Here is a 14,608-nt window from a genome sequence, read left to right as displayed (position 1 = left end):
GGTAGTACGAGGACCGCGGTAAAGCGCCACCGAACGATTCGATGGGACTCGCCGAATGGCGCTATCGCGAGACGGTGCTGTTGCTCTGTATCCTGGCGTTTTTCGTGATCACAGTCGGTCGGCTGGCCGTCAGTCGGGTCGTCCCCGAGATCGTCGCCGAGTTCGACGTTTCGAACGCGCTCGTCGGAACGGCGATGACGGGGATGCGGCTGGCGTACGCGATCAGCCAGTACCCGAGCGGATGCTGGCCGATCGGTACGGGGAGCGACGCGCCATCCTGATCGCCATGCTCGCGGTCGTCGGCTGTCTCCTTCTCGCGAACTGGGCGACCTGCTCGCGGTACTGATCGGCGACAAAATCCGCGGACAGAACCGTCTAGACGCGTAATATCACTAAAAACTGGACCGTCGGTCAGAGTCGCCGCACGGTGACTCTGACGTGGGTATCCGCGATTAGTTGCGGACGACGTTCGTCGCGCGGGGACCCTTGGGGGCCTGTTCGATATCGAATTCGATCTCCTGTCCCTCTTCGAGGTCCGGGCCGCCGACGTCTTCCATGTGGAAGAATACGTCATCGTCCGCGTCGTCCGTCGAAATGAAACCGTAGCCGCCTGTGTCGTTGAAGAAATCAACGTTACCTTTCGCCATTACAAACGATCGTACGGCCAGTGCACGGATAACGCTTCTGAGGGTCGTGGTACCAGGACCGCCGACTCCGTCACTCGAGCACCGCACCGGTGCCGGCCCGCTCGAGGCCCGCGAGATCGATCTCGCCGTCCGGCATCGGGACGCCCGCGTAGGGATCCTCGTCGAGCAGAAGCGAGCCGTCGAGGTCGGCGTAGTCGAGCAGCGGCGCGAGGTGACAGGCCGCCGCGATGGAGGCGTTGGACTCGTTCATACAACCGCACATCACCTCGAGGCCGTGGGCGCGAGCCGCGTGGATCATCCGCTTCGCCTCCAGCAGCCCGCCGCACTTCATCAGTTTCAGGTTCGCGATGTCACACCGGTCGGCGATCCGCGGAACGTCCTCGAGCGTGATGCAGGACTCGTCGGCCGCGATCGGCAGCGACGAGCGCTCGTAGACGAACCGCAGTCCCTCGGGGTCTTCGGCGGCGACGGGCTGCTCGACGAACTCGAGGTCGAACTCGGCGAGTCGGTCGATCTTCCCGACGGCCTCGCGGGGCGTCCAGGCCTCGTTCGCGTCGACGAACAGGCGGACGTCGGGCGCGACCGAGCGGATCGTCCGGACGATCTCGACGTCGCGATCGGTGCCGAGTTTGACCTTCAGCGTTCCGTGGCCGCGCTCGAGCGCAGTTTCGGTCTTCTCGCGCATCGTCTCGAGATCGTCGATGCCGATGGTGTAGGAGGTCTCGAGCGTCTCCGCCGGATCCAGCCCCCAGTACCGGTACAGCGGCTCGTCGAGACGCTTCGCGACGAGGTCGTGGACGGCGATGCTGACGGCGCAACGAGCGGCCGGGTTCCGCCGAACCGTCTCGCGCATGCGGCGTTCGATCCGCTCGAGCTGGTGGGGGTCCCCGATCTCCTCGACGACCGCGAGAAGGTCGGGAAGGACCGCCGCGACCGTCTCGGGCGTCTCGCCGTAGTGGGCGGACGGTCCGGCGCCGCCGACGCCGACGGTCCCGTCCTCGTCCTCGATCGTGACGAAGACGATCTCGGCGTCGGTCGCCGTTCCCCGGGAGATGCCGAACGGGAACTCGAGCGGGAGCGTTCGCCGTTCGAAGTCGGTCGCGAGCGTCATTCGAGCAGCGCCTCCAGCAGGTCGTCTGTCCCGAAGCGGATGACGTCGGTCGCCGGCGCGCCGAGCGTCTCGACGTAGTCGTCGACGGCCTGTCGAGCCTCGCCGTCCTCGAGGTGGGCGGTGTTGAGCGCGCCCGCAGTGACGGTGGCGTCCGACACCGGCTCGGCGAGATCCTCGTAGAGATCGACGTAGCTCGAGATCGACGGCAGGGAGAACGACTCGTAGCCGTGGATCGCCTCCTTGTCCGCTTCGTGACAGAGGATCAGCTGGTCGGCCATCGAGCCGTGGAGGATGCCGCAGGTGACCGCAGAGTACGCCGGGTGGACGATGCTGCCCTGGCCCTCGACGAAGAGGAAGTCGTGCTCGTCGCCCTTCTCGAGGATCATCTCCTCGACCGAACCCGCCGTGAAGTCGGAGACGACCCGGTCGACCGGATTGCCCCAGCCCTCGATCATAATTCCGGTCTGGCCGGTCGGGATGACAGCGGCGTCGTAGCCGGCCTCGCGGGCGTCGCGAGCCAGTTCCATCGAGACGGTCATCTTCCCGACCGAGCAGTCGGTGCCGACGGTGAGGATGACCTCGGCGTCGACCTCGTCGGCGATCCCCTGGCTCACCGTCAGATCCTCGGGCGGCTTGCGGACGTCCCACAGCTCGCAGCCGTTCTCGTCGGCCAGTCGGACGAACTCCTCGTCGTCCTCGAGGAAGTAGTGGAGCCCCGAAATCACGTCGCAGCCGTTCTCGAGGGCCGTCCGGACGTCGTCGCGCCAGCTCTCGTCGAAGCCGCCGCCGATCGGCGCGATCCCGATCAGCAGGGCGTCGACGTCGGCGTCGACGTCGGCCATCCCCTCGACGATCGGCGCGTCCTGCACGTCGGGAACGAACTCGGTGACCCGGCTGCCGGCGCTGTCGCGGTCGAGGACCGCAGCGACGTCGTAATCAGCGTAGCGCAGTACTCCCAGAGCGGTCTTGGCTCGGTCCGGAAACTTCTCGTGGGCGAGAATCGCGATCTGCATACCGGGCTATCGGGCGAGCGGCTACTTAATCGTAGATATCTCGGTAACCGACTGGCAGACCCGTGACAGGACGAACGGGTCAGTCGTCGGGTCTACCGGAAGACTCGAGTTCGACGCGCGTCGAACGCTCCTCGCCGACGTCGAGGGGGAAGGAGTGCTCCGCGTCGCCCTCCGGTTCTCCGGGGACGAGTTCCGCTTCGACCTTCTCGACCAGCAGGTCGACCGCCATCCGGTTCGCGCCCTCGGGGATGATCACGTCCGCGTTCTTCTTCGTCGGCGAGACGAACTGCTCGTGCATCGGTTTGACCGTCTCGAGGTACTGCTCGATGACGCCCTCGAGGTCGCGCCCGCGGTCGACGACGTCGCGCTCGATCCGCCGCAGGATGCGGACGTCGGCGTCGGTCATCACGTACACCTTGAGGTCGAGCATCTCGAGGATCTGCTCGTCGAACAGCGAGAAGATTCCCTCGAGGACGATCACGTCCGAGGGCTCGACCCTGACGTGCTCGTCCTTCCGGTTGTGAATCTCGAAGTCGTACTGGGGCATCTCGATCGGTTGGCCCATGAGAAGCGCGTCGAGTTGTTCGCGGAGCAACTCCCACTCGAACGCCGAGGGATGATCGTAGTTGACCTCCGCTCGTTCCTCATAGTCGAGGTGGGAGAGGTCCTCGTAGTAGTTGTCGACCGGGATCCGCGTGACGGCCTCGCCGACCGTCTCGGCGACGGTGCGCGCGACCGTCGTCTTTCCGGCGCCCGTGCCGCCGGCGATGCCGATGACGAACGACGGGATACTCATCGTTCGAATCTCGGAGGGGTCGCTAATGAATCCCCTGATACCGGTCGAAGCCGAGAACCGCTGTCGTGGCTCAGATGACCGTCAGCGTCGTCGTCCAGAACGAGCGACGGGCGTCCTCGAGCGCCGGCTTCGGATCGCCGGTCGCGTCGACGGCCGCGGTCGCGTCCGGTTCGAACGCCGACTCTTCTGCAAGCGCGTCGACGACGCCGCGCTGACCGACCACGTAGAGTCGGTCGCCGTCGTACTCGGCGATGGCGTCGCGACAGCGCTCGAGGTGGTCGTCGATCTGGTCGTCGCGAATGCGCTCGAAGCGGGCCTGCGAGAAGCCGCCCTTCGAGTGGTTTCCCTTCACGTCGCTCTCGAAGCCGCGATAGGAGACGCGCTCGTCGTCCTCGTAGACGCCGAGGGCGAACAGGTCCGCTCGAACGAGCGCGAGCGCGTAGCGGCCGGTCGGCAGGAACCACTCGCGCTCGAGTTCGAACCGATCGCCCCAGATCGGCTCGAGTGCGGGCCGGACGGGTGACTCGAGCGCAACCGAGACGAGTCCGGCGTCGTCCACGCAGCAGAGACAGGGAGCCTCGCCGTCGAGCAGGGCGAGTCGGTCGCCCAGCACGTCCTCGAGGTCGTCTCGGACGGTGTCGGGAATTCCGGCTTCGTCGCCGATACCGGCAGTGAGAGCGCCCTCCGGCTCCGTTCGGATCGACTGCAGTCGGTCGAGGACGTCCGCGAGGCGTCCGCCGCGTAGCTCCTCGCGGCGGCGAACGCCGAGATCGCCCTCGTCGCCGTCGGTGCGCTCGAGTTCGCCCTCGAGTTGGGCGATGCGGTCCTCGAGCCGGTTCTGTTTCTCTTCGGCGTCCTGTCTGGCCGTGACCGCGTCGGACCGGCGCTCGGATTCAGCCTCGTACCGCTCTCGCAGGCGCTCGTTCTTTTCCTCGAGGTCGTCGATACGCTCCTTCAGGGAGGCGCGGCCGAGCAACTCGTCGAGCATCTGACCGAACACGCGAAGCGGGACTACTTTTAGGTTCCGGCGCCGGGATAGTCACCGAGATCCGGGTCGGGTACCTGCCAGCCGCCGGCGAACGCGAGCAGTTGCTCGGCGCGTTCGCGGCGCGCGAGCATCACCTCGCGGAGCGAGGGCGGGTTTCGGATCGCCGTGTCTTCGAGCATCGACTCGGGGAGGGCGAGCGTGTTCGTCGGAACGGCCTCGTCGCCGTGGACCGGGAAGTGTCTCGACTCGAGTTTCATCACCAGCGGGGCGTCGAGCCGCTCGAGGCCCTCCCCGGTCGTGTACACCTCCTCGTTGATGCGCTCGTGTTGCTCGTCGTGCATGAGTGCGTGATCTCCGTCGGTCGGAGTCACGTAGAGCCGGCCGAGGTAGTAGCTCCGCGAAAACACCTCGAACATGACAGTTGATACCACGACTCGAGGGGACATAACTGTTCGGCGAGATGTTTAAGCCGACGTGCTATCAATGAAATCGTTCGACAGCAGTTTCGATCGGCGGCCGGTTACGATTCAACCGTCATGAGAGCACAACGGTCCAGAGCGGGTCTCGAGAACGGTCGTGAAACCTGCACCAGAAGAGCAGTAGTCAGTCGCTGAAACTGATGATAAACGGTTTAAACGGTCCGAAACAGTCGAGGTCGCCTGACGGAACCGACGGTCGGACGAACAGGTTACCAGCTTCGATAAGTAGCGAACGACGGCAGCTGAAAGCCGCTTAAACACTCCGGGCGGCTCTCAGGCCACGCCGGGATCAGTTGAACGATCCGAACGAAGGTCTGACTTTTTAGGAGATTCCTCGGTTGAACACGGTAATGACAGCTACTCGGTCGGTTGTGTTTCTCGTGGCGGTCGCCCTCGTCGGCCTGACGGTGGCACCCGCCGCGAGCGGGGCCCTCGCGGGTGCGATCGGCGCCGACAGCACCACCGAACAGCCGGACGAAGAGGAGGTGGCACCGGGACAGAGCGTCTCCACGTTCATGCAATCGAGCGCGGCGGACACGTCGAACACGGTCGAATCCGAGATGTTCGAAGCGAAGTACGAGGATGCCGACAACGAAACCCGCAAGGCGCTCGTCGACGACCGGGCCGACGGACTGGAGGCGAAGCTCGAGTCGCTCGAAAACGAGCGTGACGAACTCCGCGAGCAGGAAGACGAACTCTCGGAGCCACAGTACCAGGCGCGGATGACTCGACTGACCGTCGAGATCACCGCACTCGAGCGATCCGTCGAGCAGACCCGTCCGTTCGCGCTCGATACCGAGGTCGGCCTCGATCGACTCGAGTCCGTTCGGGAGAGCGCCGCCGAACTCAGCGGCGAGCAGATCGCGGACATTGCGAAGAAGCTGGTCGGGTTCGACGACTACCTCGACGGCGCGCCGTTTAGCGACCAGTTGCCCGGCGACGACGCGGATGACGACGAGCGCACTTCAGCCGACGATTCGGATGACGAGGAACGAACCGACCCTGTGGAATCTGAAGACGACGATACCGCACTCGGCGAGGACGACGATGATAGCGGAAACGAATCGGTGAGCAGTGGCGGAGACTCGACGAGCGAAGATAACGAGATGCCGGTCCGCAGCGACGGACCGACGACCGACGAGGACCACGAATCCGACGAGGACGACGAGTAACCGACGGCTCCATCGAGGAACCGGAACCGAGTCGCTACGTTCGGTGCAGTGAGAAGACACGCTTTTCCGCGACGGCACCTAACCGTACATACGATGGACTCCGCCGCCTTGTTGGATCTTCTCGGCAACGAAAACCGGAGACGGATCCTCCGGTTGCTCGCACGCAAACCCTGCTACGTGACCGAGATCTCGGAGTACCTCGGAGTGAGCCCGAAGGCGGTCATCGAACACCTGCGCAAACTCGAGGAGGCGGGCCTGATCGAGAGCCGGGTCGACGATCAGCGGCGGAAGTACTTTCACATCGCTCGCAACGTCCGACTCGAGGTGAGCCTCTCGCCGTACGGCTACGTGAGCAAGAGCGCCTATCCGACCAACAGCAGCTTCGACATCACGACCTGTCGTCACCTCGAACTCGACGTTAACTGGAGCGAGGCCGACGAACTCGAGGAGTTGCTCGGCACGCTCGAGGAGCTAGAGCAGCTCGAAAACGAGCTGTCGCTCGCTCAGCGGTGGGTCCAGCGAAACGTCTGTGACGTCCTCGATCGGATCTCCGAGACCGTCGGCTCCGGCCCCGAGAGCCGAATCTACGCCGACGTGCTCGCGAGCATTCGGTCGGAGCCGAAGTCGATTACCGAGCTCAGCGAGGACGTCGAGCCCCCCCGAGAGGTCGTCGCCGAGCTACTCGAGTTGCTGGCCGACGAGGGGATGGTCCAGCGGACGGAACGCGGCTGGGAGCTGGCTTCGGACCAGATTTGATCACTCGACGTCGCGGAACAGCCCGTCTCGGAGGTCGCGGCCGAAGTAGTAGCCGCCGACGCAGGCGGCCAGCCCGGCGCTGACACCGACCGCGAGGACGGCCTGTCCGGAGCCGGCGACCGCGATCGGCGAGGCCAGCAGCGCGGTAACGCCGCCGACCGAGGCACCGGCCGCGGTCATCTCGAGGTAGCGCCGCTTCGACGTGACCAGTCCGACGGCGAACGCGGCGGCGAACATTCCGACGATGCGACCGGCAAGCGGGATCGCCATCCCGCCGGCGAGCAGCCCGGCCCCGACGACGAGGACGAGGGCGAGAAACGCCTTCGGCGAGAAGTACCGGTGTATCGAGGGGGTAGACGGCAGCGAGAGGAACGACGAGACCGACGGGAGGCGAGATGACTGCGGGGACGAGGGTTCCGGGGCCGTCGGTTCCGGCTCCGTCGCAGATCGGGCGGACGGTTCACCGACGCTAGCGTCGGCGTCGGCTCTCGAAAGCAGCTGCTCGGTCTCAGACAGCAGTTCGTCGGTCGAGTTCGGGGACCGCTCACTCGTCTCGGTGAGTTCGTCCGAACGGTTGCCCATACGGTTCGACAGGTGCGCTGTCACCAAGGATGTTTCCCACACTAACGGGCGCTCTTTTTACGCCTGCCGTCGTATCGGAGGGCAGTGAGTACCGAGTTGATTATCTTCGGGATGGCGGCGATCGCTCTCGGCAGCGGGCTGCTCTACGCTGGACGGCGCCTGTATCCGCAACTCGACTTGACCCGCGACGCGTTGAGTACCGTCCGCCTCCTGACAGCGGTCATCGCCGGCGTACTCCTGTTGACGGGGATCGGACTCGTCGTCATCGGCCTGATCACGTAACCCAACCTCGAAGGCGAAAGCGTGCCTTCAAGTCCGCCGCCGCGCAACGAGAAGCTATGAATCCAGGCGACCGCGTTCACGTCGATCGCGCGGACCGCACCTACGAAGGCGTGTTGCTCCCCTCCGGCACTGACGACCAGCTCGTGGTGAAACTCGAGGGCGGCTACAACGTCGGTATCGACCGCGACGCGGCCGACGTCGAAGTTCTCGCCGAAGACGTCTACGAGATCGATAGCTCGAGCAGCGACGACGGCGCCTCCGAAGTCGAGTTCGACGAGGAGCTGCCGACCATCTCGCTAATCTCGACCGGCGGCACCATCGCCTCGACGGTCGACTACCGCACCGGCGCCGTCACGGCGCAGTTCGACGCCGAGGACGTTCTCCGGGCGGTGCCGGATCTCGCCGGCCGCGCGAACTATCGCGGACGGGTCGTCGCTAACATCCTCTCGGAGAATATGGAGCCGCCGATCTGGCAGGAACTCGCCGAGGCCGTCCGCGACGAGATCGAAAACGGCGCCGACGGCGTCGTCGTCATGCACGGCACCGACACGATGCAGTACTCCGCGTCGGCGCTCGCGTTCATGCTCGAGACGCCCGTTCCGGTCGTCTTCACGGGCAGCCAGCGCTCGGCCGACCGACCCTCCTCGGACAACGTGATGAACGCCGTCTGCGCCGTCGAGGCCGCCAAGAGCGACTGCGCGGAGGTGCTCGTCTGCATGCACGCCTCCGAGAGCGACGACCGGTGTGCGCTCCACCGCGGTACTCGAGTCCGCAAGAACCACACCTCCCGTCGCGACGCCTTCGAGACGATCGGCGCCGAGCCGCTCGGCGAAGTCGATTACGAGACCGAAAGCGTCGAATTCCGACGCGACTACCAGCAGCGAGATGAGACCGACCTCGCGCTCGAGGCCGACCTCGAGGAGGACGTCGAACTGCTGAAGTTCACGCCGGGGATGGATCCCCGCTTCCTCGACGTTCTCGAGGGGAGCGAGGGAGTCGTTCTCGAGGGAACCGGACTCGGTCACGTCCACACCGACCTCATCCCGCGAATCGAGGAGTTAGTCGAGGAGGGCACGACGGTCGTCATGACCAGCCAGTGTCTCGAGGGGCGGGTCTGCGACCGCGTCTACGATACCGGCCGGGACCTGCTCGAGGCGGACGTCGTCGAGGCCGGCGACACCCTGCCGGGAACGGCGAAAGTCAAGCTGATGTGGGCGCTCGCGAACGAGGAGAACGTCTCGGAGGCGATGGAGACGTCGCTGGCCGGCGAACTGCAGGAGCGGTCCGTCCCCTGGGAGTGATCTCGATGTCGGTCGGTATCGAAATACGGCGAGCGACGCACGACGATTACGAGGGCGTGAAGGCGTTCACCGAGACGCTCTGGGAGGACCGCGGCGGCGACTACATCCCGGAGATCTATCACGACTGGCTCGAGGACGAGGGCGAAGACTACAAGAAGACGTTCCTCGCCGACGCGGGCGACGACGTGGCCGGGATCGTCCAGGCGGTGATGCTCTCGCCCGACGAGGCCTGGTTCCAGGGGATGCGCGTCAACCCCGACTACCAGCGCCAGGGGTTAAGCGGCCGCCTGAACGAGGCCTGCTTCGACTGGGCCCGCGAGCGGGGCGCGACCGTCGGCCGCATCATGATCTTCTCGTGGAACGCCGCCTCGCTAGGCGCGGCGCGGAAGGGCGGGTTCGATCCGATCACGGAGTTTCGGTTCGCCCATCCGGAACCCGATCCGGACGCGTCGGGGCCGGATTCGGTCTCGAGCGACCCTGCAGCCGCCTGGCGCTACTGGACCCACAGCGATACGCGCGACCACCTGGACGGCCTCGGGTTCGCTCCGGAGGAGACGTGGGCGACGCGCGAACTCACCCGCGAGGATTTCACGGATTCTGCCGACGAGACGGCCGTTTTCGCGGTCGAACGCGATCACGAGCGAGAGAGCGACGGCGAACGAGAGCTGGTCGGCGCCTCGTACCGCGTCCGGACGTACGACCGGGAGAGCGACGACGGCGAGACGGTGACCTGGGCCGAGTACGGCGTCGGCGCCTGGGAGGACGTCGACGCGGCTCGCTCGCTGTTCGGGGCGATCGCACGGGACGCCGCCGCCGTCGGGGCCGACCGGACTCGCGTTCTGATTCCCGAAACGGCCGCGTCCGTCAGCGACGCCTCTTACGCAGGTGCCGAGATATCGGAGGAGCCGGACTTCGTTCTCGAGATCGATCTCTCCGAGAACGAGTGAGGGTTCGGTTCCGGCGGGAGCGCCGCTCGCAGTGCGAGACGATAAACGTTCGAATTCGGTCGTGTTTCCGAAGACAGATGCCGACCGGATATCGCCGCTCCCGGACCGCTTCCTACCAGATCCCGAGCAGTAGTCCGACGATCTCGACGATGACGTACAGCCAGACCACGTAGGCGATCGCTCCCGCGGTGTACTGAACATCCGGATACCGGACGGTAGCGAGCGAGACGCGCCTCGGCTGCTGTCCCCCACTGCTGGCAGCGTGAGAGCAGGTCGAGGAAGCCCATACCACAGAGACAACTGCTGTAGTCGGCAGTGTGAGAGCAGCAAGTTAGCTATCGTAGAGCGAGGCTATGCCCTCAGAAACCCAATATAGAGGGGATCGTGACCGAGAGTATGACGGACGGAAGCGAGGAGTCGACGGCCGAGAGTGCGTCGTCGCAGGTGATCGAAAACCCAATCGCGGGAGAACGGGTGACGTTCCTGCGCCGAGGGGATGACACCGACGGCGAACTCGTCGAGTTAGAACTCGTGGCCGAACCGTTCGCGGCCGGTCCGCCCGAACACGTCCACGACCACCAGGAGGAGTTCTTCGAGATTCTCGCGGGGAGCGTCACCGGCACGCTCGATGGGGAGCCGTTTACCGTCTCCGCTGGCGAGTCCTTCGTCGTTTCGGCCGGGACGCCGCACGGCTGGTGGAACGACCGCAACGAAGCGCTCCGGGCCCGCGTCGAGGTCCGTCCCGCTCTCGAGATCGCCGAGTTTCTGGAGACAGTCTACGGACTCGCAGCGGACGGCAAGACGAACGCGAAGGGAATTCCGAATCCCCTGCAGATGGCCGTGATCGCGGACCACTACTGGGAGACCAACGATCTCGTCACTCCTCCGGACCCGATACAGAAACTGGTGTTCGGTCTGCTCGCTCCGCTCGGTCGGCTAATCGGCTACCGCGCGTTCTATCCCGAGTACAGCACGCGGAGGGCGCCAGCGGAGTGACGACGAGAAACCGCAGTCTCTCCGACCAGAGACGATCCTGTGAAAGACACGCGATGACCTCCCACGACGGAAATCGTGTCTTCTAGACTGTTGCTACGAAATGTAAGAGAAGATAACTATATCGAACAGTCGATGAATCGGAGTATAGACGAACTGACGCTGTTACACAGCGTTACAAGTGAGGCGCTCTCTTTACCTCTCCTCTTCACAGACTTTCAATACAGGTTATTAGAGTTTCCGGTTTTCATATCCGTTGTGATATATTTATCTCCTTCTGTGACGTGCTTACTACCGTATCATGGGAACGACTATCGACGATGCAACCTACACTGACGCGGAACTCGAACGTGAAGACGCGGGCGAACGCCGTTCTACGCTCGCGACGGCCCGGCTGGGGGCCTTCTATCTCCCGCTCTTGCTGGCCGGCGTGATGTCCGTGCTGTTTCTCCCGGATCTGCTCGCCACACTCGTGACGGGCTGGACCGCCGACGGCGCGGCGGAACTCGGCATCCACCGACTCCACGTGATGGGCATCGCCACCGTCGTGACGGTGTTCCTGCTCGGCCTGTTCGCACAGGCGTACCAGCCGAAAAAGCGCGTCGCGTCCGTGTGGGGTGCGTTCCTCGTCATCCTCGCCGTCACCGCCGGCACCGTCGGATACGGTGTCGGACGGCCGGAGGAGGTTGTCCCGTTCTTCGTGGTCACGGGGCTCGCACTCGTTGCACACCCAGCAGGTCGAACACTGCTACGACGAGGTGACTCCTACAGCCCGGCGCTCCTGGCGCTGGTCGCCGTGGCTGCGGTTCCGCTCCTCGCGTTCGTCGCGACGCAGCTGAGCCTGTCCTCGAGCACGATCGATCCCCACGCCCTCGACGGCCACTACGTGATGATGGCCGGGCTCGCGATCGCGCCGCTCGCGTACGGCATCGTCGCCGCACTCGGGTTCGACGGCTGGCGACTCGCCTCGTGGCTCGCCGCCCTCCCGATGGCCTACTACGGACTCCTGTCGATCTCGTTCACCACGCAAACGGGCTCGACGGGCGTGATGTGGGGAGCTGCAGCCATCCTCTGGGCGATCGCGTTCGTCGCGGTCGCGGAGTACTCGCGAATGGGAGGATCCGCGGTGCTCCGGCGCGGGATCGAGCGATCGGGCTAGACGGGCTATTTTTCGACTCGGCTGCCGATTCTGTATCGGCTGTTCAACAGGTTGTTGACTGCTATCAAGAGTGTCACAGCCGGCGTAGACGGTCTTTATCTCCGCAAGCGTCGCCCCTAGAATTATTGACATATACTCTGGCAGCTACTGCAGCCAGCACACGGAGTATCGACCTCGTTCGACGGTTCAACGACGAGGTATTCAACGGCCGCGAGTACGATCGCGTCGCCGACCTGCAAGCCGAAGACTACGTCCAGCACGGGACCACGGCGGACACGGAACTTCGCGGTATCGAGGAATTCGTCGAGACGATGCGGATGTTCCACGCCGCGTTTTCCGACCTGGAGGGCGTCGAACGGCTCGCCTTCAGCGACGACGACGGCGAGTACGTCTGCACGTCGTACACGTATCGAGGGACTCACGACGGTGACTTCATGGGTATCCCCCCCGACTGACGTCGAGGCCGAGGTCCGCGGGATCGACGTCCACCGAATCGAGGACGGAAAGATCGCCGAGTCGTGGATCCAAGCCGATTTCCTCGGCCTCCTTCAGCAGGTCGGGGTCGTCCCGGCGATGGACGACGTCGCCGCCTGATCGCGCAAACCGGTAGCTGTCATTTTTCGAGTGAATCGTTCTCGTTCGTCCAGTCGATCGGCAGCGGACCGAACGACACGGGCGAATGGATCGAAGACACTACTCGCTCGAGCGGTGACTGTCCGGCGATCGTCCCAGGGCGACTCCAGACCGAGAACCGAACGGAATCAGCCGCCGCTGACCGGCGGAAACAGCGCCAGTTCGTCGCCCTCCTCGAGTTCCGTCTCGAGCCCCTCCTCCTCGACGAGGACGTTCGTTCCGTTACGAAGCACGTTGATCTGCGAGCGCAGTTCGCCGTCGTCGTCGAGGACGCGGGCCTCCAGGTCGGATCGGTCCGCGAGGAGGTCCTCGAGCGCGTCGCCGACGGTGTCGCCGGCCGCGGCGTCGACCGTGACGTGTTTGTCGCCCGCGCGTTCGGCGAGGTCGGCGAACAGTTTCCACTCCGTGGGCATAGGTGGCGCTATCCGTGCCGACGGCAAGTAGCTACCGCTCTCCGGTGACAACTGAAACGGTTTCCACGCCGATCGTACTGTCCGCGGTTCTCGCTTGCGTCGCTCGCTCCGAACCGCGCTCCTGTCGTGCGATCGGGTGTGCACTGACGTTCGGTGACTACTACAGGGTCCGGCGAAGGGCCTCCGGGCGACCGAGCACGTACGCGACGTCGCCGGCGGCGAAACGACGGTCCCCGGACGGCAGCGCGACGGCGTCGTCACCCCGGTCGATCGCGAGCACCAGGGCCGGTACCGAGTCGATCGTCGTTCCCTCGAGTGACCCACCGGGATCGACGGTCAGCGTGGTGACAGTCTCGTCGGCCGCCCGGAGCGCGGAGACCAGTTCCCGCTCCGCGTCGGGCGTCCCCGGGAGCGTGACGAGTCGGTGCGGGAGTTCGGAGTCGAACGCACGAACGTCGTCGGCGTCGACCGCGACGGTCGCCACGTCGGCGGCGGTTCCTCGCAGTTCGCCGACGGCGAGACACCGGTTCCCCTCGTCGCCGCGGGTCCAGATCTGGACGGCATCGCCCGGACTGGCGTCGGCTGCGGGATCACCGCGGATAGAGACAGCAACGGTCCCGGGAGCCAGGGTCGGCCCGATTCCCGCCGGCCGACTCCCCAGCGCGAGGTACTCGATCTCGCCGTCGGCCGTAAGTTCGACGTCGACGTGACCGATCCCGTAGTCGCGCTCGAGGCGCGCGGTCAGCCGTTCGCGCAACTTCCCGACGGTCAGGCGTCGCGGGAAGTGAAACGTCTCACCCGCGAGGTCCGCTTTCGTCCCCGCTTCGACGGGATCGTAGCCGTCTACGTCCTCGATCGTCGCCGGCAGTTCGACCGTGATCACGCGGCCGGCCGATCGGACGAGTTGGCCCACGTCGTCGATCGTCCGCGGCGCGGCGAACGCGAACACGTCCCGGCCGAAGTGATCGCCGAGCCGACGACCGCCGTCGGCGGCGATCGCACTCGCGACGAACACGACGACCGTGTAGACGGCGGTTTCGGTCTCGAGCAGCGGCGTCGTTCCGATGATCGCGTCCTGCAGGGCCGTCTTCGTGTTCAACCAGATCGCGACCGCCGTGATACCGACGAGAACCCCGACGCCCTCCGGCAGTTCGTCGGCGCTGTACCACCGAAAGGTTACGGCCGCGGCCGCCGCCGTTCCGGCTGCGAGGACGCCGAAGCCGAGAATTCTGACGAGCGCGTCGAACAGCGCGTCGAGGGCCGGGTCCGCCTGAACGGCCTGCGTGAGGAGCGGGTCGATCACGCGCGATCACCCCGACTCGAACCGTCGAACGCG

The 14,608-nt window shown here is 65.3% G+C and carries 19 protein-coding genes and 1 pseudogene; 10 read left to right on the top strand and 10 right to left on the bottom strand.

The features are described from left to right. Positions 1–41: 41 nt before the first annotated feature. Positions 42–289: pseudogene (locus NED97_RS02635) on the top strand (MFS transporter); the annotation flags it as partial. A gap of 163 nt (positions 290–452) precedes the next feature. Here the strand turns inward: NED97_RS02635 and NED97_RS02630 are convergent. The 6 genes from NED97_RS02630 to NED97_RS02605 all read right to left on the bottom strand — a co-directional run bounded on the left by NED97_RS02630 (position 453) and on the right by NED97_RS02605 (position 4,971). Next, positions 453–647, bottom strand: coding sequence for a cold-shock protein (locus tag NED97_RS02630; RefSeq protein WP_252489178.1), 195 nt, complete (start codon positions 645–647; stop codon positions 453–455). A 70-nt stretch (positions 648–717) separates the two neighbouring features. Further along, positions 718–1,758, bottom strand: coding sequence for a dipeptide epimerase (locus NED97_RS02625; protein ID WP_252489177.1), 1,041 nt, complete (start codon positions 1,756–1,758; stop codon positions 718–720). Next, on the bottom strand, positions 1,755–2,771 hold the full coding sequence (locus tag NED97_RS02620; RefSeq protein WP_252489176.1) for a DUF1611 domain-containing protein: 1,017 nt from the start codon (positions 2,769–2,771) through the stop codon (positions 1,755–1,757). The genes NED97_RS02625 and NED97_RS02620 overlap by 4 nt, the downstream gene beginning before the upstream one ends. A gap of 79 nt (positions 2,772–2,850) precedes the next feature. Beyond that, a complete protein-coding gene (udk, locus tag NED97_RS02615; protein ID WP_252489175.1) occupies positions 2,851–3,567 on the bottom strand; it encodes a uridine kinase in 717 nt (238 codons plus the stop codon). Positions 3,568–3,637: 70 nt separating this feature from the next. Continuing rightward, positions 3,638–4,555, bottom strand: a complete 918-nt coding sequence (locus tag NED97_RS02610; protein ID WP_252489174.1) for a Vms1/Ankzf1 family peptidyl-tRNA hydrolase — start codon at positions 4,553–4,555, stop codon at positions 3,638–3,640. Positions 4,556–4,584: 29 nt separating this feature from the next. Beyond that, positions 4,585–4,971, bottom strand: coding sequence for a DUF5802 family protein (locus tag NED97_RS02605; protein ID WP_252489173.1), 387 nt, complete (start codon positions 4,969–4,971; stop codon positions 4,585–4,587). Between the two features lie 413 nt (positions 4,972–5,384). On the opposite strand from NED97_RS02605, the gene NED97_RS02600 reads away from it, so the two are divergent. Both NED97_RS02600 and NED97_RS02595 read left to right on the top strand, forming a co-directional pair. Beyond that, the gene (locus NED97_RS02600) at positions 5,385–6,206 is read left to right on the top strand and encodes a hypothetical protein (protein WP_252489172.1); all 822 of its coding nucleotides are present in this window, start codon (positions 5,385–5,387) and stop codon (positions 6,204–6,206) included. Positions 6,207–6,299: 93 nt separating this feature from the next. Beyond that, on the top strand, positions 6,300–6,962 hold the full coding sequence (locus tag NED97_RS02595; RefSeq protein ID WP_252489171.1) for an ArsR/SmtB family transcription factor: 663 nt from the start codon (positions 6,300–6,302) through the stop codon (positions 6,960–6,962). Here the strand turns inward: NED97_RS02595 and NED97_RS02590 are convergent, their stop codons facing one another. Beyond that, positions 6,963–7,544, bottom strand: coding sequence for a DUF456 domain-containing protein (locus NED97_RS02590; RefSeq protein WP_252489170.1), 582 nt, complete (start codon positions 7,542–7,544; stop codon positions 6,963–6,965). 84 nt (positions 7,545–7,628) lie between these two features. On the opposite strand from NED97_RS02590, the gene NED97_RS02585 reads away from it, so the two are divergent. From NED97_RS02585 to NED97_RS02575, 3 genes are read left to right on the top strand one after another with little or no spacing between them, the layout of a single operon-like run. Beyond that, positions 7,629–7,826 carry a hypothetical protein gene (locus NED97_RS02585; protein ID WP_252489169.1) on the top strand — a complete coding sequence of 66 codons (198 nt, stop codon included), beginning with the start codon at positions 7,629–7,631 and terminating at the stop codon, positions 7,824–7,826. Between the two features lie 56 nt (positions 7,827–7,882). Continuing rightward, a complete protein-coding gene (gene gatD, locus NED97_RS02580; protein WP_252489168.1) occupies positions 7,883–9,127 on the top strand; it encodes a Glu-tRNA(Gln) amidotransferase subunit GatD in 1,245 nt (414 codons plus the stop codon). A gap of 5 nt (positions 9,128–9,132) precedes the next feature. Beyond that, positions 9,133–10,074 carry a GNAT family N-acetyltransferase gene (locus NED97_RS02575; protein WP_252489167.1) on the top strand — a complete coding sequence of 314 codons (942 nt, stop codon included), beginning with the start codon at positions 9,133–9,135 and terminating at the stop codon, positions 10,072–10,074. A 112-nt stretch (positions 10,075–10,186) separates the two neighbouring features. On the opposite strand, the gene NED97_RS02570 is transcribed toward NED97_RS02575, so the two are convergent. Beyond that, positions 10,187–10,366: a hypothetical protein gene (locus NED97_RS02570; RefSeq protein ID WP_252489166.1), complete on the bottom strand. Its 180-nt coding sequence runs from the start codon at positions 10,364–10,366 to the stop codon at positions 10,187–10,189. A gap of 104 nt (positions 10,367–10,470) precedes the next feature. Between NED97_RS02570 and NED97_RS02565 the strand changes: the two genes are divergently transcribed. From NED97_RS02565 to NED97_RS02550, 4 genes are all read left to right on the top strand, one after another. Continuing rightward, positions 10,471–11,070, top strand: coding sequence for a cupin domain-containing protein (locus NED97_RS02565; protein ID WP_252489165.1), 600 nt, complete (start codon positions 10,471–10,473; stop codon positions 11,068–11,070). A 298-nt stretch (positions 11,071–11,368) separates the two neighbouring features. Continuing rightward, a complete protein-coding gene (locus NED97_RS02560) occupies positions 11,369–12,226 on the top strand; it encodes a hypothetical protein (protein ID WP_252489164.1) in 858 nt (285 codons plus the stop codon). A 125-nt stretch (positions 12,227–12,351) separates the two neighbouring features. Then, positions 12,352–12,681, top strand: a complete 330-nt coding sequence (locus NED97_RS02555) for an ester cyclase (protein WP_252489163.1) — start codon at positions 12,352–12,354, stop codon at positions 12,679–12,681. After that, positions 12,653–12,820 (top strand): ester cyclase, encoded by a 168-nt coding sequence (locus NED97_RS02550; RefSeq protein WP_252489162.1) that lies wholly within the window; start codon positions 12,653–12,655, stop codon positions 12,818–12,820. The genes NED97_RS02555 and NED97_RS02550 overlap by 29 nt, the downstream gene beginning before the upstream one ends. 167 nt (positions 12,821–12,987) lie before the next feature. On the opposite strand, the gene NED97_RS02545 is transcribed toward NED97_RS02550, so the two are convergent. Both NED97_RS02545 and NED97_RS02540 read right to left on the bottom strand, forming a co-directional pair. Then, a complete protein-coding gene (locus tag NED97_RS02545) occupies positions 12,988–13,272 on the bottom strand; it encodes a ubiquitin-like small modifier protein 1 (RefSeq protein ID WP_252489161.1) in 285 nt (94 codons plus the stop codon). Positions 13,273–13,432: 160 nt separating this feature from the next. Continuing rightward, positions 13,433–14,575: a TrkA C-terminal domain-containing protein gene (locus tag NED97_RS02540; protein ID WP_252489160.1), complete on the bottom strand. Its 1,143-nt coding sequence runs from the start codon at positions 14,573–14,575 to the stop codon at positions 13,433–13,435. Between the last annotated feature and the right edge of the window lie 33 nt (positions 14,576–14,608).

Origin of the sequence: Natronococcus sp. CG52, from assembly GCF_023913515.1 — an archaeon.
Classification (GTDB): domain Archaea; phylum Halobacteriota; class Halobacteria; order Halobacteriales; family Natrialbaceae; genus Natronococcus; species Natronococcus zhouii.
This window is presented reverse-complemented; position numbering and strand designations above follow the sequence as displayed.